Here is a 25,169-nt window from a genome sequence, read left to right on the forward strand (position 1 = left end):
AGTCGATGACGACTTCGCCATCCTCAGATGCCACCGTTGAGAACGCCCGCGGTCACCTACCGATTCGGTCTGTTTGAAAGTAATTACTTTCACTCTATTGCAATCACTTAAAGATGTGATTAAGTTCATAGCATGGCAACGGCGAAGCACAGTGAGATTCGCGAATGGATCGAATCGGAGATCCATCGAGGGACTTACGAAGTCGGCGCAAAGCTGCCGACAGAGCAAGAACTGATGGATCAGTTCGCAGTCAGCCGCAATCCCGTTCAGAAGGCGATGAACGCCCTCGTCGAAACGGGAATGGTGACTCGGAAGCGCGGAGCGGGCACGATCGTCGCGTCCGTCGGTCTGCGCAGCAACCTGCTCAGGCTCATGGACCCCACCCTGACCGGGCCCGAAGTCCATGGTGAACATCGCGTCATCGACCTGACCGTCGCCTCGGCTGAGAATTTCGGACTCAGCCGGAATGCCTTTGCCTCGGGCACGCCCACAGCACATCTCACCCGGCTGAAGACCAGCGCAGAAGGAAGACCCCTCGCACTGGAGCGCTGCGCCATCGATCTTCTGCTGGCTCCCAACGTGCTGTCACAGGACCTCGCATCGCTGACGACCATCGCCTACTACAACTCGATCAAGCTCGGCATTCGTCGGGCGAATACATCGCTCAGCGCAGTTCATCTGAACGAGCAGGACGTCGAACATATGGAGATCTCGACCTCCATCCCGGTCATTCGTCAGCACAGAACAGTGACTCTCAGCTCCGAGGCAGTCGTCGAAGTTGCCGAATTCCTCATCCATCCGCACAACATGACTTTGGAGGTCAGCCAAATTGACAACAGTTAGCCCAGACAGAGTAGCCGTCGTCGGAGCCGGAGTCATCGGCACCATGACAGCTTGGCAACTGGCGAAGCGCGGCTTCGATGTCACGGTCTTCGATCAGTGGAACACCCCGAACGACCGCGGCGCCTCGGCGGGCGAGTCTCGGATCTTCCGCACGATCTACAAAGAGGGACCTGACTATGTCCCGGTCCTCAAGAAATCGTACGACATGTGGGAGGAGCTTCAGGCAAACCAAGCCACCTCCGTACTGCAGATGTGCGGCGGCCTGATGATCGGCCGGCCGGATACCCACGATGTCGAAGCCGTCATCTCCTGCGCCGAAGCTGCGGACCTCGATCACCGGGTCCTCAACTCCCACGACATGGCTCGAGAGTATCCGCAGTTCCGTCTCGACGATGATGAGGTCGGTGTCTTCGATCCGGCTTCAGGTGTATTCAGACCAGAGGCTGCTGTTCTCACCGCGCGGAAGGAAGCCGAACGCCTGGGCGCCGACTTTCGGACCTACACTCGAATTCTCAACATCCGCCCTCTCAGCCAACACGTCATGATCGACACTCACGATGGTGCACAGGCATTCGACAAGGTCGTTGTCTCCACCGGCCCCTGGGTGAACGAACTGACAGACTTCGGCCCAGACATCGTCGCCCCGCGTCGCCTCGTGGCCATGTGGTTCCCGGCCCGAGACGTCCCACTTCATACCCCAGCCAACATGCCCATCTCCATCCGGCGGCACCCGGAAGGCGGATTCTCCTGCTTCCCAGTCCTTGACGGCCTGGGCGTCAAGATTCTCCCGCATCATCTGGCGTGGGCCACCCTCGACCAAGTCGAGGACCTGCCGCGCTTCGTCGAAGCCGATGTCGTCCGCTCAACCGAGCACGCTGTGGCTCGCCTCATGCCAGGCCTCGACCCAACCCCGTTCAGAGTGTCCACGTGGACCGAGGGATTCACGAAGGACGAGGCCCCGATAGTCGGGCCCTCAGCGCAGGACCCCCGCATCGTCCTTGCCGTCGGCATGTCCGGCCAAGGGTTCAAGTTCTCACCGATGATGGGCTCCATCGTGACTGACATGGTCGAGAACGGCAGTTCGACCGATGCCATCGGACTCATGGACGCGCAGCGCTTCGATGGAGGCGGGTCATGAACTGGGGCACCACAACACTCATCTCGCTGACAGCGATCATCGTCATCGGCATCGGCGCGTACATCTCGTTCTATGTGGGCAAGAAGAACAAATCGAACGATTCGTGGGTCGTCGGCGGAAGGAACCTCCCGCTCTACGTCGTGGCCTTCACCCAATACGCGACTGCGGTAGGCGGAGGCGTGCTTGTCGCCCATGTGGGCATTGCCTATGCGTGGGGCTTCTCCGTCTTCTGGTATGAACTGTTCGTCGTCATCGGTCTCATCATCATCTCGCTCTTCGCAGGTTGGCTGAGACGTCGTTCGTTCTCGACCATCCCGGAAGTCTTCACCCGTCTCTACGGCGAGCATCGCCTGATGCTCAGCCTTGTCGCACTGGCCGTCATCGTCGTGCCCTTCGGTTGGTTAGCCACTCAGTTCATCGCCTTCGCCAACCTCTTCAACTCTGTCACAGGAATCGGAATCACGCCTCTGATCATCATCATGGCGGTCGTGAGCATCGCGTTCGTACTCCCCGGTGGGCTCACGTCAGTGGCGTGGTCAGACTTCTTCTTCGGCGTCTTCATGGTCATCGCCTCGATCGTCGTCGGGTTCTACGCTGTCAACAACGCGGGAGGGCCCGGCACCATCATGGCGAATCTGCCGGATGACCTCACGGTGATGCCGACCGGTCTCACTGCGGCGGGTGGGCTGACGATTCTGCTGTGGCTGTTCTCGATCCTGCCGGGAACTCTCACCAACCAGCTGTACTACCAGCGCGTCTTCGCGGCCAGCAGCGTGAAGCAAGCCCGTCAGGGCATCTACCTCAGCAGTGCACTGATCTTCCTCTCCGGCATCTACGCGCTCATCATCGGCCTCTCGGTGCGCAGCATGACCGACCAGTTCGGGGTAGACGGGCGCGAACAGGCGGCAGGCTGGTTCCTCGCGCAGCTCCCCGTATGGCTCGTCGCCATCTACGGCGCTTTCCTCATGGCAACGATCGTTTCCACCACCGGCTCTGCGCTGCATTCCGTGGTGGTCAATCTTGTCAACGATCTCAGGCCGGCATTTGTGAAGAGGAAGGACACCACGGCCGACCTCGTCAACGTCTCCCGTTGGTGCACAGTCGCAGTGTCGGCGCTGGCCGCGCTGCTCTCCATCATCTTTCCCACAGCGCTCAATTGGCTGGTGGCAACATACGCCTACTCAGCCTCGATGCTGGCCGCTCCGTTCCTCATCGGCATGGTCCTCGCGAGCAAATGGGTCATTCACGTATCGGTCGGTTACGTATCAATGGTCGTCGGCCTCGGTGCCTGCGCGATCTCTCATGTTCTCGGAACGACTGTTCCATATGCGGTCTATGGCATCCTCGGAAGCCTCATCGCGTATTTCATCATGCTTGCAGTCAGAAGACCTCAGGCACGAGCCACCATCGAAGAAGGAGCACAAGCTTGAAAACACTGGTTATCGGCGCGGGAGTCCTAGGCCTCGTCACCGCATGGAACCTGAAGAAGGACGGTCACGAAGTGACCATTGTCGACAAGATCGGCACATATGCGGGAGCCAGCCATCGATCCTTCGCGTGGATCAATGCGAATCACAAACTCCCGGAGTCCTACCACCGCCTCAATGCGGCCGGCGTAGAAGCTCATGAGGACCTGCAGAAGGAACTCGCGGCCCATGGCACATGGTTCCACCAGCTCGGATGCATTCTGTCTGACTCCACCTCTGATGCACCAGTGAACTACGACGCCCGAGTCCAAGAGTCCACAGAGTTCGGCTACCCGGTGGAGACGATCGACCGCGACCGGCTCCTCGAACTGGAACCAGAGATCGATTGGCCGACCGATGCTGCCCTCTTCTTCCCGAAGGACGGTCACCTCGACAACTTCACGTTCGGGGACCTGATACGCGATCTGCTGGCCGAGGCAGGCGTCGATATCGACGTGCGTGAGGTGGACAACGTTGAATCGACTTCTTCGGCCACCGAGGTTGCATTCGCCGAAGGCGGCGTCGAATCGTTCGATCAGGTCGTCATCGCTGCGGGAGCGGAATCCGGTCCCATCGCTCAGCGTTCGGGGCTGACTCTGCCCGTCGCGCCGTTGGATTCCCCCGGACCACGAACCCACAGCCTTCTTGGCATCACTGCTCCCACCGAGGTGGCGCTCAGTCGCGTCGTCATCTCCGACCGGATCAATGTTCGTCCCCGAAGCGACGGCAGCATGTTCGTCCAGGTCCCTCCGGTCGAGCACCGGACGGAAGAGGGCGAGAGCACTGAACTGCTGGACGAGATCGGCACGGTGATGGAGGAGTCATTGCAGGAGCTCTTCGACACCTCGATCCCCGTGGAGGAGGTGATCTTCAGCGGTCGCAGCTTCCCGGAGGACGGAGTGAGCATCGTCGGCTATCTCGATGATGCACATAGAATCTATTCGCTGGTCACGCACAGCGGTATGACTCTGGCTCCGCTGCTGGGACGGCTGGTCGCCAACGAGCTGGTGGGCGGGAAGGAAGAGCTGCTCGAGGACTTCCGTCCGTCGCGATTCCGCGATGGCATTGTTCCCGAGGATACAGACAATTTCATCGGCAGGCAGTAGGCCCCGAATGATGGTCGAGAGAGTCAGCGGAGCTGACCACAAAAGCTACCTGAACCTGCAAGAGCGCGCCGCCTGCACCGCGCTGTTGCAGGTTCACCGCGCCGAAGCGCAGCCACAGGCCTCACTCGATCGCGGCGAGCGCCTTGTTCCAGCTTCCGTAGAACTTCCGAACCGCTGCGGCTGAGGGCACCTCGCCCTTGTGCTCGGCGGCGTAGTCGCCATACGCCTTGTAGGTGGCACCGACGCCACGGGCTTCGCTGTCGGCGACGAACTCGGCGATCGCCTTCTCATAGGCCGCGGTATCGAATCGGAGCTGCCCACGTGCCCGCCCCACCGAACTGGTTGCCAACCCCGCGGCTTTGAGCGCTTCATTCCACGAACCGAAGCGCTGGACCGCAGTCTGGCTCGTCGGCGGCCACACACTGGACCCTTTGGTCGAGGCGACGCCCAGCTCCGCGAGAACCGCGGTGCGCTGCTTCTCGTACTTGGCCGCGGTCAGGGACACGTCGCCGGACGAAGCCCGCACACTGAACAGGGAACCGGCCACCTCGGCAAGGGCCTTTGTCACGTGCGACTCGTCCTGCGTCTGACCGCGGAGGGCGACTTCCACCTCGGCGAGGATCCCCTGATCAGCGTGGTTGGACTCGGTGCCAGCAGACGAACTGCGGGGTGAGAGCTCGGTTTCTCGGGCCGCGCAGTGGAGAAGCGCCCCGATGAGCGCGGGGGTCGCGGTGTGGGATCTCTCGGTGCCTGAGTCAGTCATCCTGGCCATCTTACGTGGATTGTTCGCTCAGGCCGGTATGAGGCGGTCGTCGCCTTCCTCTCCGTTCGCCGAGGCTGCCGTCCGTTCGCGGGCGATGTGCGGTCGCGTTCGTCGCCCGTGGTCGCGGCAGTCAGTGCCGTGTGTTCGACACTTCAGCCGACGAGCAGGGCGAGCGCTCCCGTGGCGATGAGTGTGGTCAGGGTGGTCCAGCAGACGATCGCGATGCCCTGCCAGAGCAGGATCCACGAGGTCTTGACCCCGGCGCCGACGAGGATGGTCGACGTGATCTGAGTCGGAATCGCCAGAGGGCCGAGCAGGCTCGCACCCGGGACCCCGAAACGGGTAAGGAAGCGCTTGAACTTGACTCGCCCCTTCGATTCTGGCTTCTCGTCGCCTATTGGGCGAACATCGACCGATTCGGAGTCAGAGGAAGCAGCATTGCCGGGTGCCTCGTCGGCGATTTCCTCGCCCGCAGGGGAGACTGCCATTCGCGCAGTCTCACGCTTGAGATCGCGGCGGGCGACAACTGCGCGCCTGGCCCTGGCGCCGAGAACGACGATGACGGCCACGCAGATGAAGTTGCCGATGGCGCCCGCGATTCCGGCGAGGACCGGGTTCATTCCGGCCCAGACGCCGATGATCGAGGAGATCTCGCCTTCGATAAAGGGGATGGCTCCGGCCGCTGCGATGATGAAGGGCTGAAGCAGGTCGGGGACGTGGGAGGCCAGGCCTTGGAAGAATTCGATGATGGGGTTCATGATGTCCTTTGAACGAGGTTGCTCAGACCTCGACTCTCATCGAGTCGGATCTGATTGCTGACTATGTTCAGTACAGACTGTGTTCTCAGAACAGGGTCAAGCACTCATCGGCGATCCCAGGAAATGCTCAGGTAGCGTCCGAGTCTCCTGCGCTTCGTCCCACTGTCCTGCGCTGCCTCGCTGCTTCCTCACGCTCGGCCTCCTTGATGAAGGCGATGAATCGCTCTCGATGTTCGTCGGGAATGTCGAGGCTGGCGAAGATCTGGATGAATGCCCGTTGCATGACGTCGATCTGGGCATCGTTGTAGAGCTCGCCGATGAGGGAGATGATCGCGTTCTGCCCCATCTTCCGGTCGCCGGTCATCCGATGGCTCGGCGCGAGCAGCCACGGCTGTGACTCCAGCTGATCCTTCATGTCCGGCGCGATCTTTTCGGCCAACCGCGATCGTGTCTCTTCGTCGGCGTCTTCCGGGAGTTCACTGACCTCGTGGTCATAGGGTGATGCCTCGGACATGATCGACTTCATCTCTGACATCGTCGACTCATCGTAGAGCCGAGAATAGAGAGACATGAGGCCGCGATCCGATGCCGTCATGGCAGTCGCGATGTCTGTAAAACCCGAGGCGGTGTCGATCGGTGCACCATGTTCGAGCAGCAGTGCAACCTCTTCTCGTACCTTCTGCAACTGGGCGATCCGCTCACCCAGCTCACTGTCGAGATGTTTGAGCGCGATCTGCTGCTGTTCGTGATCGTTCTCCACGGAGCCGATGTCTGACAGCTGTATGCCGAGTTCCCTCATCCGGAGGATCTGGAGGAGTCGGAGCAGATGGGAGGCACCGTATTGTTTGTATCCGTTGCTCATGCGCTCGGGCTCGGCGAGCAGATCGAGCTTGTGATAATGGCGAATGGTGTTGACCGTGGTCCCGGTCAGCTTTGCCAACTCGCTCGTGCTCCATCCCATGGGCAGGCCCTTCCGCCGATACCGTGTCGAACTCGGACGAGAAACAGTCTATTGGCTCTGCGCCACCGGCGCCCGGTGACGGTCAACCACTTGTCGCCATCTGTAGAAAGGTCCGTCATGACGCGACGAAGATGCAGAACGGATGCCCTGCAGGGTCAGCGAGCACATAGAGAGGTTCGTCCTCACTCCAGCGTCAACGGAGTGAGGACGGCAATCTTCCAGCCGTCTTCGGTGCGCACGAGCTGGTACATGTTCCGTTCGTCGGGGGCACCGCCGTGATATCGCCAGGTGACATCGGCCCAGATGCTGTACCCGGTTGCGGCGACCACCTCGACGGTGGCATCGATGTCCGTCACCCCCTCGTACTGACCGAACGCACCGGCGAAGAAGCCTTCAGTCTGGCTCGCGTCGGTGACCGCGATCCGCTGCCCGGGGAATTCGATCTGCGCCGGCACCGCGTAGTGGTCGGCGATCGCGGCGGCGTCTCGGTCGATCAGGGCCCGGGTGTAGGTGTCGAAGAATTCCGTGTGAACCTCGTTGTTCTCATCCATGCCGCCAAGGATAGCGCGCAGCACTGACAGTGTGACTGTCGGCGCCGTCAGGGCTACGGTGATCGCAACAGTCCTTTCGGGTGCGCACCGACGAGAATTCGTCGTTCACGCCCGATCTATGAAGCGGAAGAGGGCAGCGATGGGTGCGCGGTTGGAGGGCGTCGAGGCATTGGTCTTCGACATGTTCGGAACGGTCGTCGACTGGCGTGAGAGCATGGCCGCCGAGGTTGCGACCCTCCTGGCCGAATACCTGCCGACCGTGGACCCGCGAGAGTTCGCGGACTTGTGGCGCGCGGAGTACCAGCCGTCGATGGAGCGTGTGCGCAACGGCAGCAGAGCGTTCACACGCCTCGATGTCCTCCATCGGGAGAATCTCGAGACCGTACTCGACCGGCTCGGTGTCGATCCAGCGACGATTCCGCCGCCTGTTCTCGACGAGGCCAATCTCTCCTGGCATCGACTGAACCCGTGGCCCGACTCCGTGCCCGGTCTCACACGCTTGAAAGACCGTTTCATCATCGCTCCGCTGTCGAATGCCAATGTTCGCCTGGCGCTCGACGTCGCCAAACGCGCGCAACTGCCGTGGGATGCCATCCTCGGCGCCGAGGTTGCCGGTGCCTATAAGCCCGAACCGGCCGCCTACCTGCGCACCGTGGAGATCCTCGGACTTGCACCCGATCGGGTGGCCATGGTCGCCGCGCACAACAGTGACCTCGCCGCCGCGAGCGACGTCGGACTCCGCACCGTCTTCGTGCGCAGAGCCACCGAACACGGACCGAATCAGACAAGCGATCTCGTCCCGGATGGTCCGTGGGATGTGGTGGCTGAGGACTTCGAGGATCTCGCCGACCAGATCGTCTGAGCGCGGCCACCGCAGCCGTCCTTCACTCCCACCTGATCAGTCGAGGCTCATCGGTATTTCCGAACTCATCGGAGTGAGGACAGTGATCAGGATCTGCGCGGACGAGGCGGCACGAGGCCGTCTGCTTCGTACCGGTCGAAGAGTTCGAGGAACGCCCGCTCGGTGCTGATGTAGGTTGTGAACCCCGCCAGCCGACTCTTCGTCATATCAGCCACAACCTCGACCTCAATTCCCAGATCGCTGTCGGTGTGCCAGAACGAGGCCACACGATCGAGCCGGTCCTCCTTGAGCCCGTACTTGGCAGCGATGTCGACCCACTCCTGCTCTCTGCCAGCCATCTGTTCGACAAGCGGCTTGGGTTCCTCGGTGGGACCTTCCCAATCGACACCGAGTGCATCAGCAAGGCGAGGCCACAGCTAGCGCCAGCGGAAGATCTCACCGTTGGTCACGTTCCACGCTTCGTTGCCGATGCCGGGGGTCGTCGACGCCCAGATCATCTGATCAGCCACGATCCGCGAATCGGAGATATCGGTGAGGCAGTTCCACACCAGTTCCGTGCCGGGGAAGATAAGCGGGGTGCCCGACTCTCTGGCGATCGCTGCGTGCACCGCGAAGGTCAACGCGAAGTTCATCGCATTCCCGACCGTATGCCCTGTCACCGTGTGGGCCCGGTGGACGCTCCATGTGAAGTGATCGCGCTCGGCTGCGGCGAAGACCTCATCCTCTTGGGCGTAGTAGAAGTTCGGTGTTTCCAATCGCTGGGATTCCTCCCGGAAGGGGGTCTCACGCATCTCTCCGGTACCGAACGCCTCGAACGGACCCATGTAGTGCTTCAGCCCGGTCATCAGAGCAGCGTGCCTGACCGAACCGGCTGGGGCGAGTGCGTCGAAAAGATTGCTCATCATGGCCGCGTTGACGCGGATATTCTCAGCTTCGGTCTCCTGCCGTGACCACGCGGTGAGGAAGACATGAGTCGGTCGGAGGTCCTTCAGAGCCTGGGCCACACTCTCAGGCTCCTGCAGGTCTGCCAGAACCGGATGCACCCTCGGTGGCAGTTCGTGTGCCGAACGCGACAGTCCATAGACATCCCAGTCGTCGCAGATGGCAAGCTTGCGCGCGATCTCTGAGCCGACGATGCCGTTGACGCCGACGACGAGCGCGGTTGAGCGGTAGTCCTCCATGTGTCCTCCTGAATTCAGAACGGGGAATCGGGTGAGCCGCCGTCATTCGGCGGCCGGGCAGCCCCGCGCGTACCGTCGTCGCACGGTCGCGAGCGGCGCCTATGCCCAGTCTCATCGACAGGCAGGCGACCAGCCAGCCCCTCAATGAGCGTGCGACCGGCATTCGTACCACTGACAGGGATACGTTCGAAGCGGTACACGCGCGTAGGCTGGGCCCTATGAGCAGACCAACCCACACGGGCGGTTCGGGCAGCCTCGGCGAGTTCCTGAAGTCTCGTCGTGATGCGCTGAGCCCGCCAGAAGCCGGCATCGAAGGCTGGGGGCGGCGCCGACGGGTGCCCGGTCTGCGGCGCGAAGAAGTCGCCCAGCTGGCCGGAGTCTCTGTCGCCTACTTTGTCCGCCTCGAACAGGGTCAGGCCCGCAATGCCTCCGACGAGGTTCTCCTCGCGATCGCCCGGGCACTGTGCTTGTCGCAGACCGAGACCGAACATCTGCTCGATCTGGCCAGGCCGTCCCGCACCAAGGCGACGCCGCGTACTCGGCCCGAGCGTGCCCATCCGCTGTCGCTGGCGATGTTGGAAACCCTCGAGAGCCATCCGGCCGTGCTGCTGGGCCGACGCAACGATGCACTGGCATGGACGCCGGCCGGCCACGCACTCCTGGCCCCGCACCTGCCCTTCGACACCAGCGATCCTCGCACGCGCCCCTCCCTGCCGCGGCTGCTGTTCCTCGATCCCCAGGTTAGAGGCGCTCACCTTGACTGGGAAGCAGAAGCGCGCACCTACGTCGCCTACCTTCGCCTCATCAGCGGCAAGTATCCTGAGGACTCGCGTTTGGCCGAGCTCGTCGGAGAGCTCTGCATGAAGGACGCCGACTTCGCAGCCCTGTGGGCTTCGGGGAGAGTCAAAGAGTGCACTGGGGGAACCAAACGCTTCCAGCACCCGCTCGTCGGAGAATTGATCGTCGACTTCCAGGTCTGGCTTCAGGCAGACACGCCCGATCACCGGCTCGAGGTCTACTTTCCCGCCGACGAACCGTCCGCCGATGCCCTCACTCTGCTGAACACACTCGCCCACGAAGACCATTCGTACACAGGCGTGCGACGCGATATCGCCAGTCCCAGCGGGCGCATCGAGCGCTGATGCCCGCCGCCCCTGGCGCGATTTCAGCGGTGCATGGGCCTTGCGGGAGATGAGTCTCGATGGCTGTGCACGGCAGGGCGGCATCGATGCGCCTCGAACATGGGATGTCTACACTGAGGCATGGACGAATTCAGCATCGGTGACACCGTCACCATCACCGGCAGCGTCATGACAGGCAGTGTCGGCACCGTTGTCTACCTCGACGAGACGCGGGGAAAGTACCTTGTGCACGTCGGCGGGACCGCACAGAACTACTACGACCCGGACGAGATCGAGCTGTTCTCCAGCTGAGGGACCCTTCGCGTGCTGATGTCGCTGAGACGGCGGTCAGAGATCGATCTCGAGCATCAGTCGCCGAGGATGCGCGCCAGCCAAGCGGTCCGAGAGGCTCTCATTGCCTGGGCAAGCGCAGTGTCCGGTGCCATCATGTCGAAGCCGTGGAAGCCGCCGGGCCACGCATGCAGCTCGGCGACTCCGCCGTCCGCCCAGATCTGTGAGGCATAGGCGACGTCCTCATCGCGGAATACCTCTGCCGTACCGACGTCGATGTATGCCGACGGCAGTCCGCTCAGGTCTGTCGCCCGCGACGGTGCAGCGTAGATCGACACGTCCTCAGTTCCGCGACGATCACCGAGCAGAGCATCCCAGCCGGTGAAGTTGCTGGTGCGATCCCACACTCCTTCGCCATCGATCTGATGCGATGAGATCGTCTCGTTGCGATCATCGATCATCGGATAGATGAGGCATTGAGCAAAGAGAGCCGGGCCACCGCGGTCGCGGGCGAGCAGAGCGACACCCGCGGCCAGTCCGCCTCCGGCGCTCCCACCGGCGATGAGCAGTCTCTCGGCATCGATACCGAGTTCATCGGCGTGGTCAGTCGTCCAGACGAGACCGGCGTAGCAGTCTTCCACGGGGTACGGGTCCGGGAATTCGGGTGCAAGACGATACTCGACGGAGACGCATACAGCATCGAATCGTTCCACCCAGTCGAGCATCACGTCGATTCCGGTGAAACGATCACCGATGATCATGCCGCCTCCATGTGTATGGAAGATTCCGGGGCCGACGTTCTCATGGTCTTCTCGGGCGAAGACCGACGCCACCAGGTCGGCGCCCTGATACCCCGGGATGATGATCTCACGGTGGGTGACCTTGCGTCCGCTGAGCACGTCGTCGATCGATATCGTCACACCCGCCTCGCGCATCAGCGGAATCATCTCGGCAGTCACCGTCGATGGCACCGGCTCACCCGCCGCGTCGAGCACAGCCGCCAACTCCGGATCGAATGGCGGTCTGTTCCGAGTAACCTCTGTTGCCATAGTGGCCCTCTCTGATCCAGGTCGGTTCGCGGCGATGTCTGTACTCTGACTCTACGGGAACGGATCCGCACCGGCCCCCGTTGGGCAGCATGCTGCAGTCCTCCGGCCAGCCGAAACCGGCGTGTGCAATCGTGTCAGCCATCAGTGAGAAGATGGCATCGTGTCAGAGAACCGACCAGCCATCCCCACCGACTGGCGCGAGGCCTTCGCCCCACTCGCCGAGGCGGTTCCGCAGGCCCATACGCCCGTGGCCCTGGGATTCGAGCTCGTCGAGGTCGTGGCCCGCACCTGGTTCGAACCGAAGCACTCGAACCTCCTGACCAAGAACGAGGTCACCCCGGGAGCCGACCCCAGTCTGGCCATCCGCCCACTCATCCTCAGCGACTCCGGCAACTGGGTGAAGAAGTCGCTGACCTGGCGCAACATCGATCGCATGGCCCGGCAGTTCGGCGTCGACCCTCGCCATCAGGAGTGGTTCTCCCAGCTGGCCGGCCTGCGGACCCGGGACAAGACGGACTTCACACCCGACGGTGCGCCGTACAACCTCGGCGATTTTCACACTCCGTTGCTGTGGCAGATGTTCGCCCGAGGGGCGGAGCTGGGCATCGAGTTCGTCGGCGTCAATCAGGGTATGGGCATCCACATCGGCCGGCAGTCCAAAGCGGTCATCGACGTCAACCGCGTGCAGGGGCAGCTGCGGGTCCTACCGCGCGCCACCATCGACGAACGCGACTTCTCCCCCGGGCTCATCAAACCGATCTGGACGCACGGATTCTTCGGCGTCGACGTCCGTTCGAGCTTCACCGTGACCCTGGCCCCGGCCGCCGAGTCGACGACGGAATCGGCACTGTCGGTGTTCAATGCTCCCGGACCGATCACCATCCCCAACGACGAGGCCGAGGAGTTCTTCGAGGAGTACTACCCGCAGCTGCGCACCACCGCCGAGGTGGTCAGCAGTGACGACTCCGTGGCCTTTCCCCGCTACCGCGACCCCAGGCTCGTCCTGTTCCTCACCTACGGGGCCGCCGATCACCTCACCATCCGCTGGTACTGGGAGTACTCGGGCCCACGACGAACACTGCCCCTCCGACTCGCGACGAACTCGACGACCAACGCCAACCCCGACAACCGGGACTTCACCCATGAGTCGGGCGTCATGGAGCAGGTGACACGCATCCTCACCTCGGCGCATGAGGACGGCTCAGCACTGAGCGCCCCGATCGACACCGACCTGCACGACGCGGACACCGCCGACTTCGTCGTCAACGTTCTGCCCGAGCTCGAGGAGATCGAGCATGTCAAGGTCATCACCCGCGGGAAGAAGCAGCCGTACCGGGAGCTCGGCGGCGAACCGAACGTGAAGATCACCTCGGTCGAGTCGGACAAGAACGACTGGTTCGATCTGGGCTTCCAGATCACCGTCGACGGCCACCCGGTGCCCTTCGTCAAGCTCTTCAAGGCTCTGGCCCGCGGCACCAAGAAGATCAAACTCTCCGACGACTCATTTCTGTCGCTGAACAAACCGGTCTTCGACAGGATCAAGGCCCTGCTCTCCGAGGCCGATCTCATCCCCGAATGGGAGCCCGAGTCCCCGAAGATCAGCCGCCTCCATGTGGGTCTGTGGTCCGAGTTCGAGGACCTCGCCGACGAATCCGAACCAGCCCGGTCCTGGCGGGAGTCCGCTCAGGCCCTCGCCGATCTCGAGCACCTCCCGGCCACCGAAGTGCCGCCGCTGGGCGTGACCATGCGGCCCTATCAGGTGCAGGGATTTCGGTGGCTGGCGCTGCTCTACCGATCCCGCCTGGGCGCGATCCTCGCCGACGACATGGGTCTCGGAAAGACCCTGCAGACCCTGGCGCTCATCGCCCATGCCAAGACCGAGCACGCATGGTCAACGGGCACCCGGCCGCAGGACTCGGACGCGCGCCGGCCGTTGCCGCCGTTCCTCGTCGTCGCTCCCACCTCGGTGGTCGACACCTGGGTGAAGGAGGCTGCGAAGTTCACCCCTGACCTCGACGTTCGCGTCGTCGCGGAATCGACGCAGAAGAGGAAGACCGCCCTCGCCGAGGTGGTCGACGGTGCCGATGTCATCGTCATGTCCTACGCCATGCTCAGGTTGGAGGAGGACCCGATCTCCAGGCTGGACTGGGCCGGGTTCGTCCTCGACGAGGCACAGTTCGTGAAGAACAGCTCCTCCCAGGTCCACCTGGCGGCGAAGTCGGTCACCGCCGGCTTCCGTCTGGCCCTGACGGGCACACCGCTGGAGAACTCACTGCGCGACGTGTGGTCGATCCTGTCCATCACCTCACCCGGGCTCTTCCCCAGCGCACATCGCTTCGACGAGGAATACGTGCGACCGATCGAGAGCGGCGAGAATCCCGGGAGGATGGTGCGCCTGCAGAAGCGGATCAGGCCATTCATGATGCGGCGGACGAAGGATCTCGTCGCCGCGGACCTGCCGGAGAAGCAGGAGCAGGTCATCACCGTCGAGCTGAATTCGGCCCACCGGAAGCTCTACGATCGTGTGCTGCAGAAGGAGCGGAAGAAGATCCTCGGCTTCATCGACAGCGACTACGACAGACAGCGGTTCATCGTCTTCCGCTCACTCACACTGTTGCGGATGCTGGCCCTCGACCCCAGCATCGTCGATGCCGAACACTCCGAGGTGCCGTCGAGCAAGCTCGCCGCACTCATGGAGCGACTCGACGATGTGCTCGCCGAAGGACACCGGTCGATCGTCTTCAGCCAGTTCACCTCATTCCTGACCAAGATCGCCGACGACCTGGATCGCCGAGGTGTGCCCTACGTGGTCCTCGACGGCTCCACTCGCAATCGCGGGGCCGTCGTCGAGGAGTTCAGATCTGGGGCGGCCCCCGTGTTCCTCATCAGCCTCAAGGCCGGCGGGTTCGGCCTCACCCTCACCGAGGCGGACTACGTCTTCCTCATGGACCCGTGGTGGAACCCCGCATCGGAGAATCAGGCCATCGACCGCGCGCACCGGATCGGGCAGACGAAGAACGTGATGGTCTATCGATATGTCACAGAAGGCACGATCGAGGAGAAGGTGCTGGCCCTGCAGAGGAAGAAGGCCGAGCTCTTCGACTCACTGATGAGCAACGGCGGAACGTTCGAAGGACGCGGACCCAGCGGTCAGGCCTTCAGCCAGACGGTCACGGCCGACGACATCCGGGGGCTGCTGGAGGGGTAGCCTCGCCGAGGTTTGCGTATGAACAGACCGGAATCGAGAGACGTCGTCCGAGAACGGCGGAGGTCGCCACGACCGACTATTCTGATAGTGAACATGGATGATGACACACAAGCAGCGGACCGGGAACAGCGCTGGCAGGCACGCCTGGCTGTGCCGGTTCTCGTTGCCGCTCTGGTGTCGATTCCAGCAGTCTTCCTCACGTTCCTCTCCGGGCCGTGGAGCGATGCCGGCCGGGTCATCAATCTCCTCTCCGGGCTGGTGCTCGTGGGAGAGACGCTCATCCTGCTGGCCGTCACGCCCGACAGGCTCGCCTGGTTCAAACGTCATCTGTGGCTGGTGGCGCTCACCGTGCTCGTCGTCCTCGGAGTCGTTCTCGCTCTGGGACCGGTCCAGCTGTTCCGACTCATTCGCCTCATCGGAGCCCTGCGGATTCTGCGAACGGGCCGGATCATCAAGGCCGGTAGCCTGCTGGCCGGACGGAGCACAAGCGCATGGAACAAGGTCGCCGCCGTGGGCATCTCGGTCCTGGTGGCGATCTTCGTCGCCGCCACCCTGGCGGATCCGAGTTCGACTGTGCGCGGACTGCTTCACGATGTCGTGCCGTTCCAGATCGGGCCGATCGCCATCGTCGCCTCCGGACTTGTTCTGGCCGGAGCGACATTCTTCGTCCTCTTCGACCGCACCAGCAAGGATGAGGCATCGGGCGACGATGATGAGGCCGAGCCCGGGGCCACGGCTGGGAACGACGATGCCGGTGACGATGCCCGTTAGCGCGATCGTTGCCCGGCTGAAGGGGCACCGCCCCGACCTGCAGCTCACTCGCGGTCGAGGCGAAGAGCCGATCAGTGGTACATCTTGCGATAGTGGATCGTGGAGTTGTGCTTCATATGCGCACAGGTCGGCGCATCGTGTGACGACACGGACTTGGTGAAGACCGGCTCTGCCTGGGCCGGCAGGAGGTCGTGTGTGGTCATATGGCTACACCGATGACAAGACCGGAACGCGCCGGCTCAGCCCGGAGACCCCGACCATTGCCGACCGCAGGGCTCCTCAGGACGATCAAGAGTCACCAGGGTCGGATTGCCTGCCATTTCGCGGATCAGCTCTTGTCGTACGTGGAGACGACTGAAAATCAGACGGCCCCATCCAGGTCAGACATATCGAGGACGAACCGGTATCTCACGTCGTTCCTCTCCAACCGGTCGAGCGCCCGGTCGACCTGCGCCGACGGCAGCACCTCCACCTCGGGGACGACCCCGTTGTCGGCGCAGAACTGCAGCATCTCGGCGGTCGCGGGCCGACCGCCGCTGCCGGCAGAGCTGAGCTTCTTCCGACCGATGAGCAGGTCGGTGACCTCCACGGTGACCGCGCCCAGGTACCCGAGGACGCTGTGGGTCCCATCCAGCCCGACCACTTTGAGGTACTCCGTGAGGTCGTGTGGTGCCGAAATGGTGTCGATGACGAGGTCGAAGTTCTCCCGTGCATCGGCCATCTGCGCAGGGTCGGTGGAGACGATGAACCCGTGTGCGCCGAGGCGGTGGGCGTCCTCGGCCTTGTCCTGCGTGCGGCTGATCACCGTCGTGGTGGCACCGAGTGCGACCGCGAACTTGACCGCAAGATGACCGAGGCCGCCGAGGCCGACCACGGCGACACGTGCACCCGGCCCGACCTCCAGCGCCCGCAGCGGCTCCCAGGCGGTGATGCCCGCACACATCAGTGGTGCGGCTGCCGCCGGGTCCAGACCGACAGGGAGTCGGTAGGCGAAGTCTTCGCGCACGACGTACTCCCGTGAGAAACCGCCCAGTGTCGTCGTTCCGTCGACACGGTCCCTGCCGCCGTAGGTGAGAGTGGGAAACGAGTGGCAGAAGTTCTCCTGTCCCGCCCGGCACATGGGGCACTGCCCGCAGGAGTCGACGATGTTGCCCACCGCGACGTTGTCACCGACGGAGAAGGCGGTCACTTCAGGCCCGACTTCGATGACGACACCGGTGAATTCGTGCCCCGGGACGAGGGGTGAGTGGCCGTCGTGATCATGCAGAGTCTGCAGGTCACTGTGGCAGAGCCCGCAGTAGTCGACTCTCACGGCGATGTCGTCCGGTCGCAGCTCCCGCCGTTCGAGCGACGCTGGCCTCAGCCCTTCCGGGTCGGCATGCCAGGCAGTGGTCGTTCGCATCACAGATCTCCTCAAACAGACTATTCGGTCTATTCAGCGTAGACCCGCCGACTCAGCAATGCAAACCAACTGGTCTGTTTGATACGGTGGCCGCATGCCCGAACAGCCTCAGACCCGCCGCGGGGCGGCGACCTACCAACGCATCCTCGACGCCGCCACCGAGGAATTCGCCCAGCACGGGATCGCCGGTGCGCGGGTCGATCGAATCGTCTCCGCGGCGCGGACGAACAAGGCCCAGCTCTATGCCTACTTCGGCGATAAGGGACAGCTCTTCGACGCCATCTTCCTCGATTCCCTGGACAGCATCACCAACACGGCGCCCATCGACGCCGAGGACCTGGCCGATTGGGCCGTGCGCCTCTACGACGAATACCTTCGCCGCCCGGATCTCATCCGCTTGGCAACATGGACGCGACTGGAGCGACGGCCGACGGGCCACCTCGCCGAATCACACGATGACCACGATGAGCACAAACTGGCAGCGATCGCCGCAGCTCAGGCCGCGGGCCGGGTCAGGGACGGCGATCCGTTCGACATCATGGCCATGGTCATCGCGATGTCGATGGCGTGGTCACCGGTGAGCAATGTCTATGCCGCCGACAGCAGCGAACCCGCCGAGGTGCACGCCTCCCGCCGCGCCCTGCTGCGCGAGTGCGTCGGCCAGGCGATGCGCCCGCGTCAGACGTGAGCCGCAGGCGTCGTCGGGGCGCGCTGAGCCAGCATGCGCGTCCGGTACCTGTGCGGAGATTCGCCGACATTGCGCTTGAACGCGGAGCTGAATGAGCTCTCCGAGGAATACCCGAGCTTGAGGGCGAGCAGTCGCATTCTCGAGTCGGCCGAGCGCAGCTCGCGTTTGGCCAGCAGCATCCGCCACCGCACGAGGTAGGTCAGTGGCGGCATGCCGGCGACCTCACGGAAGCGAACCGCGAATGCCGTGCGTGACATCGCCGATGCTCGGGCGAGATCGTTGAGACCCCACGCGACCTCGGGACGTTCGTGGATGAGGTCGAGAGCGGGCCGCAGCCGTTCGTCGGCCAGCAGTCTCAGCCACCCGGAAGGGACGGCGACTTCGTCGACGAAGGCCCGCAGGACATCGAGGATGAGCAGCTGACTGTACTCACGAACGGCGAAGTCCGCTCCGGGGCGCGCCGAGGTGATCTCGTCGAAGAGACGATCGATGGTGCCGCTGACACGAGACGCCGATGGCGACGAGGCGCGGATGTGGGCCACCGGCGGCAGCGCATCGAGCAGGAGTTCGTGGCCCGCGACGTCGAGGTCGATCCGACCGCCGATGAAGATGTCCGAAGCCTCAGAGTCAGAATCGTCGAGGCGCGTGATCTCGCCGTTCGACGGCTGCGGCACCTCTGTCAGCGCCCCATCACCGGTGCCTCCGCGCAGTGACAGCCACGATCGGGCGTTGAGGATCGCGACCTCACCCTCGGCCAACGTGATCGGCGAGTCGACTCCGTCGGTGTCCAGCAGGGCCTGACCGCGCACGATCGCGCAGAATTTCAGTTCTTCGTCGACGTCCGATTCCGCCGACCACCGACCGGTGACGGCAGCACCGCCCGAGACCACACCGCGCACCGCGATGAGGTCGAGCACTTCTGAGAAATGATCGACAGCCATGCCTGAACTATAGAGCATTGTTTGTGGACTCTGCATTATTCTTCGTACGAGCTGGAGGCGGCAGAGTAGGACACATGAATACAGAAACCACTGCCACAGCACCCACCGAATCAACCCCAGTCGCCCTCGTCAGCGGCGCGAACAGAGGAATCGGTCTGCAGGTCGCCACAGATCTCGCTGCCGCCGGTTTCACCGTCCTCCTCGGGTCCCGCAGCAAGGAGAGCGGACGTCGGGCCGCTGCTGAGATCGGTGCCGGCACCGTCGCCCTGCACCTCGATGTCACCGACGACGCCTCCATCACTGCCGCCGCAGATCGCATCGAGACGGAATTCGGGCGCCTCGATCTGCTGGTCAACAACGCCGGGGTGTCCTTCCTCGGCGATCGAGACACTCCGCTGCAGGAGCGTGCGCGGTCCGGGCTGCTCACTACTGCGCCTCTGTCGACCGTGCGAGACATGTACGAGATCAATGTCTTCGGAGTCATCGCCCTCACTCAGGCTCTTCTTCCGCTGCTCCGTTCCACACCCGGATCGCGCGTGGTCAATGTCGGCAGCGGAGGTGGCTCACTGGCTGCCAACGCCGATCCGCAGAACCCGCATCGGCAGATGTTCGGCCTTTACTCCGTGACCAAGACCGCCCTGCACGCGGTTTCCCTCGCCTTCGCCACGGCACTCGAACCCGAGGGGATTCCGGTGAATACGGTCGATCCGGGAATGACGGCGACGGCACTCAACGATTTCCAGGGGACGAGGACCGTTGAGCAGGGTGCCGCTCATATCGTCGCCGTGGCACTGCGCGGGAGACAGGGCCCGACAGGAACCTTCACCAGCGATGAGGGAACGGTGCCGTGGTGAGCGGCAGCAGGACGCCTGCCATCACTCCTGGTACAGAGCAGAAGCAGAGCCCGAATGGCTGGTGAGGACCGTCATCATATGTGACCGGGCACGTTCGATGCCCTGCAAAGCGGTATCGCGGATGACGCCGGGGTCATGGCTTTCGATGGCGTCGACCAACCGGCCGTGGTTGACTGCTTTGTAGGGGCGCCCCAGCTCTTTGCGCAGATTGAGGCAGCGCTCGATCTCCTCATGGATCGAGCGCACCGTTTTCGCAAGCACAGGAACACCGGAGAGTTCGGCGATCCGGACGTGGAGCTGCCCGTTGCGCTCATTGAGCACATGCTTCTCGACGGATGGGTCGGTGCTCAGTTCGCTCAACTCCGCCAGATCTTCGAGCTCAGCCGATGAGGCACGCTCCGAAGCAAGAACGGCCGCTTCCGGCTCGACCATTTTGCGCAGGGCGTAGAGATCCTGAATCTCGCTGAAATCGATCGGCTTGACGAACGTGCCTCGTCGAGGCATGACCACGACCAGCCCCTCGCGACGCAGGCTGTTGATCGCCTCCCGAACCGGAGTGCGACTCATCTCGTACTCTTCGGCGATCGCCGAATCCGAGATCATGGTGCCAGGACGCAGCGTCGTTTTCACGATGTCTCTCTTCAGCTGCGCATAAGCCTGATCGGCCATTGAAGTCTTTGTCACCGCCGAACAACCTTTCAGTTCACTGTGCTGAGACTCGCCTCAGTCGAAGAACGAGTTGACTTCCGATCTGTGCCATTCTACCATCCTTGTTATATATCAGCCGGATACTTTACGGATACACCGCTCTGATATTGCGCCTGAGAAGGCCTCACACAATGAAGTGCACACCGCCTCACCGGAAGGGCTCCAATGACAACCACCACGGAAGACCAGACGGCTGCCAACCCGGACAACCGTTTCTATCGCGCTCTGACTTCGATCGAGCGTGCAGGGAACAAGCTTCCGCATCCGTTCTGGCTGTTCGTCATTCTCTGCCTCGTACTCGGAGCGACGAGCGCGCTCCTGGCGGGCCTCGGAGTCTCGGTGACTCTGCCCGCTGACGGGAAGACAGTCGCCGTCAACAACCTCTTCTCAATCGATGGTGCACTTTTCGCCATCGAGAACGCCCTGACGAACTACGCGACGTTCCCGCCATTGGCCATGATCGTCGTCGTCCTGCTCGGCGTGAGCGTCGCAGAGCGCAGCGGCATGCTGACGGCTCTGCTGCGCGTGACGGTGGGCAGGCTTCCGAAAGCTTGGCTGACCTTCTCGATCGCCTTCGCTTCGATGATTGCGCACGTCATGTCGGATTCTGCGTACCTCGTGATGATCCCACTGGGCGCCCTGGCGTTCCGTGCTGCCGGACGGAGTCCGTTGCTCGGTCTCATGGTCGCCTATGCGGCAACGGCAGTCGGATTCAATGCGAGCCCGCTCGTCACGCCTTCGGATGCCATTCGCGCTTCACTGTCGATGGCGGCGTCCCACATCGTCGACGAAGACTATGTCGTCACACCGTTCGCCACCTACTTCTTCACCGCGGCGTCGTCGGTGGTGCTGTCGATCACCATCGCAGTGGTCGTCGACAAATTGCTCAGCCGCCGCCCTGAGTTCTCACCCGAACGCCTCTCAAGTGACTTCCGGGTCTCGGACAGACTGTTCAATACGGAGTCCATGGATCATGAATCGGTCGAGCTGAGCGCCGCGGAGCGTCGGGGTCTCATCGTGTCCGCGATCGTCTTCGTCGTCGCCGCGGTCGGGATCGCGCTGATGCTCATGCCAAGCTCGCCGTTTCGCGGAGAAGGCGGAAGCATCATCCAGTCGCCCGTGCTCAAGAACATCGCCATCTTCATTTCGCTGGTCTTCGCACTGCTCGGCATCGTCTACGGGAAAATCACACGATCGATCCCCAACCTCGGCGACGTTCCACCGGCAATGGCCGAAGGCATCCGAACCTTGGCACCGGTCCTTGTGCTGTTCTTCGTCGTCTCTCAGTTCCTCGCCTATTTCGAGTGGACGAACATCGGGTCGGTCATCAGTGTCAACGGTGCCGCGCTGTTCAAACAGCTCAACGCTCCGCATCTGGTTCTGCTGCTCATCATCATTCTCGCCATCTGTGTGCTCAACATGCTGATCACCAGCGGCTCCGCAATGTGGTCGATCCTCGCTCCCGTCGTGGTTCCACTCGTCATGTACATCGGAATGCGGCCCGAGTCGGCAATGGTTGCGTTCATGATCGGCGATTCGGTCACCAACTGCCTGACGCCGCTCAACGGATACTTCGTCCTCGCTCTCGGCTATGTCCAGCACTTCCGCAAGGGAGCCGGAGTCGGAACCATGCTCTCCTTCACCCTTCCCCTGGCGTTGGCAGTGCTCATCGTCTGGTCCATCTTCTTCGTCATCTGGTATCTCATCGGGATCCCATTGGGCCCCGGGGTGCCGGTTCGATGACGGATACGTTCAATCGCGACAACTGAGACTCTCGAAAGGAAACAGATATGGGAACGATCACCGTCATCGGTGCGGGCAACGTCGGCCAGACGATCGCCGGGCATATGACACTGCTGGGGCATTCTGTGCGAATGTTCTCGCGATGGGAAAGGGAGTTTCAGCCGATCCGGGACCGAGGAGGGATCGAACTGTTCGGCGAAATCAACGGCATCGGCATGCCGGACCTGTTCACCACCGACATCGGCACAGCCACGGAGAACGCAGATGTGGTGGTGGTCGCGGCGCCGGCGTTCGCACACCCCGGCCTCTCCGAGTCACTCGCTTCTGCCCTGGAACCCGATCAACTCGTCGTCTTCCAACCGACAGTTCTGGGCAGCGGTGTCGAACTGTCTCGCCACTTCGCGCTGGCCGACCGGCAGCCATGCCTCATCGCGGAGAGCGCGACCAGCTTATACACGTGCCGACTCAAGGACTCCGCGAAGGTCTACGTCGGTGCGGTGAAGGACTCGATCGGTATCTCGAGCATTCCCAGCAGCAGGACGCAGGAGGTCATCGATCGTCTCGTCCCCTTCTTCGGTGAGCACTACAGCCCGGCGGCCGACAGCCTGGCGGTCGGTCTGAGCAATTCGAATCCGATCTATCACGTCCCACCGGCAGTGCTGAACTTCAAGACCGTCGAAGACTCTGAACGTCTGCCGCAGCATGAGCTCGTGACCCCGAGGATCGCCGAGGCCATTGATGCTCTCGATCAGGAGCGATTGTCGCTGTCGTCGATTCTCCATACCGACACCACAGGGTTCTGGCAGTTCCTCGCCGACGCCTACGGGGTCACAGAGGGCTCATTCGTCGAACGGGTCGTACAGGGATACGGCAGACAGGCATTTCCTGAACCCGACTCCCTGACGCATCGATACTTCACGGAAGATATCCCCTTCGGGCTGGTCGTCTGGAGTTCCATCGCGCGACAGATCGGTGTGCCGATGCCGCTGACCGACGGCTTCATCGCCATCAGCAGTGTTCTGTGCGGGGTCGATTTCTACGCCGAGGGCCGTACTGCAGAGTCCCTCGGACTCGCAGGCGCCGAGGTGGACGACATACTCGATGTCTTCCGCAACGGAGTGCGCTGACTCCTTCAGGCGAAAGACGCGCGAGCCCCACTCACTCCTGCGATTCGGGCACCGCCTCGAACTCGCCGGTCATCTCATCCCGGGGGACCGCCTCGGCGGAGTCGGGGTCCGTGGTCACGTTCTGATCGGTGCCCATCCCGGTCAGCCGTTCGGGCCTCAGGAGTGCGTCGAGCTCGTCCCGTTCGAGCAGTCCGCGCTGAACGACGAGGTCGGAGATCTTCTCATCGGTGGCCAGGGCCTGCTTGGCCAGCTGCGCGGCTTGGGCGTAGCCGATAACCGGCGCCAGTGCGGTGATGACGGTGACCGACCGGGCCACACTGTCTTCGAGGCGCTCCTCGTTCGCGGTGATGCCGGAGACGCAGTTGACGCGGAAGGTCTGGCAGGCCCGCTCGAGCCAGGTGATCGACTGGAACAGGGAATGGGCGACGATCGGTTCGAAGGCGTTGAGCTGGAGCTGACCGGCCTCGACTGCCATCGACACGGTCACATCGGACCCGGCCACGGAGTACGCGACCTGGGAGACCGCCTCGGGGATGACGGGATTGACCTTGCCCGGCATGATCGACGATCCCGCCTGACGAGCCGGGAGATTGATCTCGCCGAGGCCGGTCTGAGGTCCCGAGGAGAGCAGACGCAGATCGTTGGCGATCTTGGACAGCTTGAGTGCGCTGCGTTTGAGGGCCCCGGAGAAGGTGATGAAGACTCCGGTGTCGGAGGTGGATTCGACGAGGTCGCCGGCGGTGACGAGATCGAGTCCCGTGATCTCGCGCAGATGCCTGATCACCGATTCCTTGTACCCCTGGGGTGCGTTGATCGATGTGCCGATCGCAGTGGCTCCCATGTTGACCTCGCCGAGGAGGGCGACGGCTTCCTCGAGCCGCTGGACGTCCTCGCGCAGGGTCACCGCGAAGGCGGTGAACTCCTGACCCAAGGTCATCGGCACGGCATCCTGGAGCTGCGTGCGCCCGACCTTGATGATGTGGGAGAACTCCCGCCCCTTGGCCGCGAAGGCATCGGCCAGACGTGTGAGCTCGCTCAGCATGTTCTGCAGTGAGAAGGCGAGCGCGATCTTGATCGCCGTCGGGTAGGTGTCGTTCGTCGACTGGCTGTGGTTCGTGTGGTCGTTGGGGTTGATGAAGCCGTAATCGCCCTTGGCCTGGCCCGCGATCTCAAGCGCCCGGTTGGTGATGACCTCATTGGCGTTCATGTTCGTCGAGGTGCCGGCACCGCCCTGGACCACGCCGACGGTGAACTGGTCGTGGAGCCTGCCCGCTTTGATCTCCTCGCAGGCGGCGTCGATGAGCCCCGCTCGTCGTTCGTCGAGGGCCCCGATCTCGGCATTCGCGCGTGCCGCGGCTTGTTTGACGCAGGCGAATGCTCGGACGAAGTCGGGGTAGACATTGATGGGACGGCGGGTGATCGGGAAGTTCTCGTTCGCCCGGGCGGTGTGCACGCCCCAATAGGCGGTCTGCGGGATTTCCAGGCTGCCGATCGAGTCGGTTTCGGTGCGGGTGGGTGGGGTCTGTGCGGTCAACTGCTCAGTCATAGTGGTTTCAGGCTTGCACATGGCTCGAGCGCTGACAACAGAGGTTCACAGCGTGGCGGAAAAGGTCTCATGACTGTCCACCTCACCCTGT

25 protein-coding genes are annotated in these 25,169 nt (G+C 62.9%); 13 read left to right on the top strand and 12 right to left on the bottom strand.

Translation table 11 applies throughout. The features are described 5' to 3' along the window. The first annotated feature begins 132 nt into the window (after positions 1-132). The 4 genes from BKA07_RS01365 to BKA07_RS01380 are packed head-to-tail and all read left to right on the top strand — an operon-like array spanning position 133 to position 4,553. Positions 133-843, top strand: a complete 711-nt coding sequence (locus BKA07_RS01365; RefSeq protein WP_167949308.1) for a GntR family transcriptional regulator — start codon at positions 133-135, stop codon at positions 841-843. Further along, positions 830-1,981: an N-methyl-L-tryptophan oxidase gene (gene solA / locus BKA07_RS01370; RefSeq protein WP_280712823.1), complete on the top strand. Its 1,152-nt coding sequence runs from the start codon at positions 830-832 to the stop codon at positions 1,979-1,981. The genes BKA07_RS01365 and solA overlap by 14 nt, the downstream gene beginning before the upstream one ends. Next, the gene (locus tag BKA07_RS01375) at positions 1,978-3,411 is read left to right on the top strand and encodes a sodium:solute symporter family protein (protein ID WP_167949310.1); all 1,434 of its coding nucleotides are present in this window, start codon (positions 1,978-1,980) and stop codon (positions 3,409-3,411) included. The genes solA and BKA07_RS01375 overlap by 4 nt, the downstream gene beginning before the upstream one ends. Continuing rightward, on the top strand, positions 3,408-4,553 hold the full coding sequence (locus BKA07_RS01380; RefSeq protein WP_167949311.1) for an NAD(P)/FAD-dependent oxidoreductase: 1,146 nt from the start codon (positions 3,408-3,410) through the stop codon (positions 4,551-4,553). Before BKA07_RS01375 ends, BKA07_RS01380 begins: the two co-directional genes overlap by 4 nt. Positions 4,554-4,674: 121 nt before the next feature. Here the strand turns inward: BKA07_RS01380 and BKA07_RS01385 are convergent, their stop codons facing one another. The 4 genes from BKA07_RS01385 to BKA07_RS01400 all read right to left on the bottom strand — a co-directional run bounded on the left by BKA07_RS01385 (position 4,675) and on the right by BKA07_RS01400 (position 7,586). Continuing rightward, positions 4,675-5,316 carry a homing endonuclease associated repeat-containing protein gene (locus BKA07_RS01385; protein WP_245161793.1) on the bottom strand — a complete coding sequence of 214 codons (642 nt, stop codon included), beginning with the start codon at positions 5,314-5,316 and terminating at the stop codon, positions 4,675-4,677. A 152-nt stretch (positions 5,317-5,468) separates the two neighbouring features. Beyond that, positions 5,469-6,074 (bottom strand): small multidrug efflux protein, encoded by a 606-nt coding sequence (locus tag BKA07_RS01390; RefSeq protein ID WP_167949313.1) that lies wholly within the window; start codon positions 6,072-6,074, stop codon positions 5,469-5,471. A gap of 127 nt (positions 6,075-6,201) precedes the next feature. Continuing rightward, entirely contained in the window at positions 6,202-7,014 is an 813-nt protein-coding gene (locus BKA07_RS01395) for a helix-turn-helix domain-containing protein (protein ID WP_167949314.1), read from the bottom strand. Positions 7,015-7,217: 203 nt separating this feature from the next. After that, positions 7,218-7,586 carry a hypothetical protein gene (locus BKA07_RS01400; RefSeq protein WP_167949315.1) on the bottom strand — a complete coding sequence of 123 codons (369 nt, stop codon included), beginning with the start codon at positions 7,584-7,586 and terminating at the stop codon, positions 7,218-7,220. 118 nt (positions 7,587-7,704) lie between these two features. On the opposite strand from BKA07_RS01400, the gene BKA07_RS01405 reads away from it, so the two are divergent. Beyond that, on the top strand, positions 7,705-8,448 hold the full coding sequence (locus tag BKA07_RS01405) for a haloacid dehalogenase type II (RefSeq protein ID WP_245161794.1): 744 nt from the start codon (positions 7,705-7,707) through the stop codon (positions 8,446-8,448). An 86-nt stretch (positions 8,449-8,534) separates the two neighbouring features. Here BKA07_RS01405 and BKA07_RS19660 read toward each other — a convergent pair whose 3' ends face one another. Together BKA07_RS19660 and BKA07_RS01410 are read right to left on the bottom strand one after the other, a co-directional pair. Continuing rightward, positions 8,535-8,786, bottom strand: a complete 252-nt coding sequence (locus BKA07_RS19660) for a hypothetical protein (protein ID WP_342448954.1) — start codon at positions 8,784-8,786, stop codon at positions 8,535-8,537. Positions 8,787-8,864: 78 nt separating this feature from the next. Then, positions 8,865-9,629: an SDR family oxidoreductase gene (locus BKA07_RS01410; RefSeq protein WP_342448955.1), complete on the bottom strand. Its 765-nt coding sequence runs from the start codon at positions 9,627-9,629 to the stop codon at positions 8,865-8,867. 218 nt (positions 9,630-9,847) lie between these two features. On the opposite strand from BKA07_RS01410, the gene BKA07_RS01415 reads away from it, so the two are divergent. Next, positions 9,848-10,771, top strand: a complete 924-nt coding sequence (locus BKA07_RS01415) for a helix-turn-helix domain-containing protein (RefSeq protein ID WP_167949316.1) — start codon at positions 9,848-9,850, stop codon at positions 10,769-10,771. Between the two features lie 120 nt (positions 10,772-10,891). Next, on the top strand, positions 10,892-11,062 hold the full coding sequence (locus tag BKA07_RS01420; RefSeq protein WP_167949317.1) for a KOW domain-containing RNA-binding protein: 171 nt from the start codon (positions 10,892-10,894) through the stop codon (positions 11,060-11,062). A 56-nt stretch (positions 11,063-11,118) separates the two neighbouring features. On the opposite strand, the gene BKA07_RS01425 is transcribed toward BKA07_RS01420, so the two are convergent. Then, positions 11,119-12,090, bottom strand: a complete 972-nt coding sequence (locus tag BKA07_RS01425) for an alpha/beta hydrolase (protein ID WP_167949318.1) — start codon at positions 12,088-12,090, stop codon at positions 11,119-11,121. Positions 12,091-12,250: 160 nt separating this feature from the next. On the opposite strand from BKA07_RS01425, the gene BKA07_RS01430 reads away from it, so the two are divergent. Next, positions 12,251-15,298, top strand: coding sequence for a DEAD/DEAH box helicase (locus BKA07_RS01430; protein WP_342448956.1), 3,048 nt, complete (start codon positions 12,251-12,253; stop codon positions 15,296-15,298). Between the two features lie 93 nt (positions 15,299-15,391). Next, positions 15,392-16,069, top strand: a complete 678-nt coding sequence (locus BKA07_RS01435) for a hypothetical protein (RefSeq protein WP_167949319.1) — start codon at positions 15,392-15,394, stop codon at positions 16,067-16,069. A gap of 71 nt (positions 16,070-16,140) precedes the next feature. On the opposite strand, the gene BKA07_RS19470 is transcribed toward BKA07_RS01435, so the two are convergent. After that, a complete protein-coding gene (locus tag BKA07_RS19470; protein WP_280712824.1) occupies positions 16,141-16,272 on the bottom strand; it encodes a hypothetical protein in 132 nt (43 codons plus the stop codon). Between the two features lie 158 nt (positions 16,273-16,430). Further along, the gene (locus tag BKA07_RS01440) at positions 16,431-17,471 is read right to left on the bottom strand and encodes an NAD(P)-dependent alcohol dehydrogenase (protein ID WP_167949320.1); all 1,041 of its coding nucleotides are present in this window, start codon (positions 17,469-17,471) and stop codon (positions 16,431-16,433) included. A gap of 94 nt (positions 17,472-17,565) precedes the next feature. Between BKA07_RS01440 and BKA07_RS01445 the strand changes: the two genes are divergently transcribed. After that, entirely contained in the window at positions 17,566-18,159 is a 594-nt protein-coding gene (locus tag BKA07_RS01445) for a TetR/AcrR family transcriptional regulator (protein WP_167949321.1), read from the top strand. On the opposite strand, the gene BKA07_RS01450 is transcribed toward BKA07_RS01445, so the two are convergent. Continuing rightward, entirely contained in the window at positions 18,150-19,100 is a 951-nt protein-coding gene (locus tag BKA07_RS01450) for an AraC family transcriptional regulator (RefSeq protein WP_167949322.1), read from the bottom strand. The genes BKA07_RS01445 and BKA07_RS01450 overlap by 10 nt on opposite strands. Before the next feature lie 74 nt (positions 19,101-19,174). Here BKA07_RS01450 and BKA07_RS01455 point away from each other — a divergent pair, with 74 nt between their 5' ends. Continuing rightward, the gene (locus tag BKA07_RS01455; RefSeq protein WP_167949323.1) at positions 19,175-19,954 is read left to right on the top strand and encodes an SDR family NAD(P)-dependent oxidoreductase; all 780 of its coding nucleotides are present in this window, start codon (positions 19,175-19,177) and stop codon (positions 19,952-19,954) included. Between the two features lie 21 nt (positions 19,955-19,975). Here BKA07_RS01455 and BKA07_RS01460 read toward each other — a convergent pair whose 3' ends face one another. Next, positions 19,976-20,638 carry a GntR family transcriptional regulator gene (locus BKA07_RS01460; RefSeq protein WP_167949324.1) on the bottom strand — a complete coding sequence of 221 codons (663 nt, stop codon included), beginning with the start codon at positions 20,636-20,638 and terminating at the stop codon, positions 19,976-19,978. Positions 20,639-20,827: 189 nt separating this feature from the next. On the opposite strand from BKA07_RS01460, the gene BKA07_RS01465 reads away from it, so the two are divergent. Both BKA07_RS01465 and BKA07_RS01470 read left to right on the top strand, forming a co-directional pair. After that, positions 20,828-22,405 (top strand): AbgT family transporter, encoded by a 1,578-nt coding sequence (locus BKA07_RS01465; protein WP_167949325.1) that lies wholly within the window; start codon positions 20,828-20,830, stop codon positions 22,403-22,405. A gap of 47 nt (positions 22,406-22,452) precedes the next feature. Beyond that, entirely contained in the window at positions 22,453-23,532 is a 1,080-nt protein-coding gene (locus tag BKA07_RS01470) for an NAD/NADP octopine/nopaline dehydrogenase family protein (RefSeq protein WP_167949326.1), read from the top strand. 31 nt (positions 23,533-23,563) lie between these two features. On the opposite strand, the gene BKA07_RS01475 is transcribed toward BKA07_RS01470, so the two are convergent. Then, positions 23,564-25,078 (bottom strand): aspartate ammonia-lyase, encoded by a 1,515-nt coding sequence (locus tag BKA07_RS01475; RefSeq protein WP_167949327.1) that lies wholly within the window; start codon positions 25,076-25,078, stop codon positions 23,564-23,566. Between the last annotated feature and the right edge of the window lie 91 nt (positions 25,079-25,169).

Source organism: Brevibacterium marinum, from assembly GCF_011927955.1.
Taxonomy (GTDB): domain Bacteria; phylum Actinomycetota; class Actinomycetes; order Actinomycetales; family Brevibacteriaceae; genus Brevibacterium; species Brevibacterium marinum.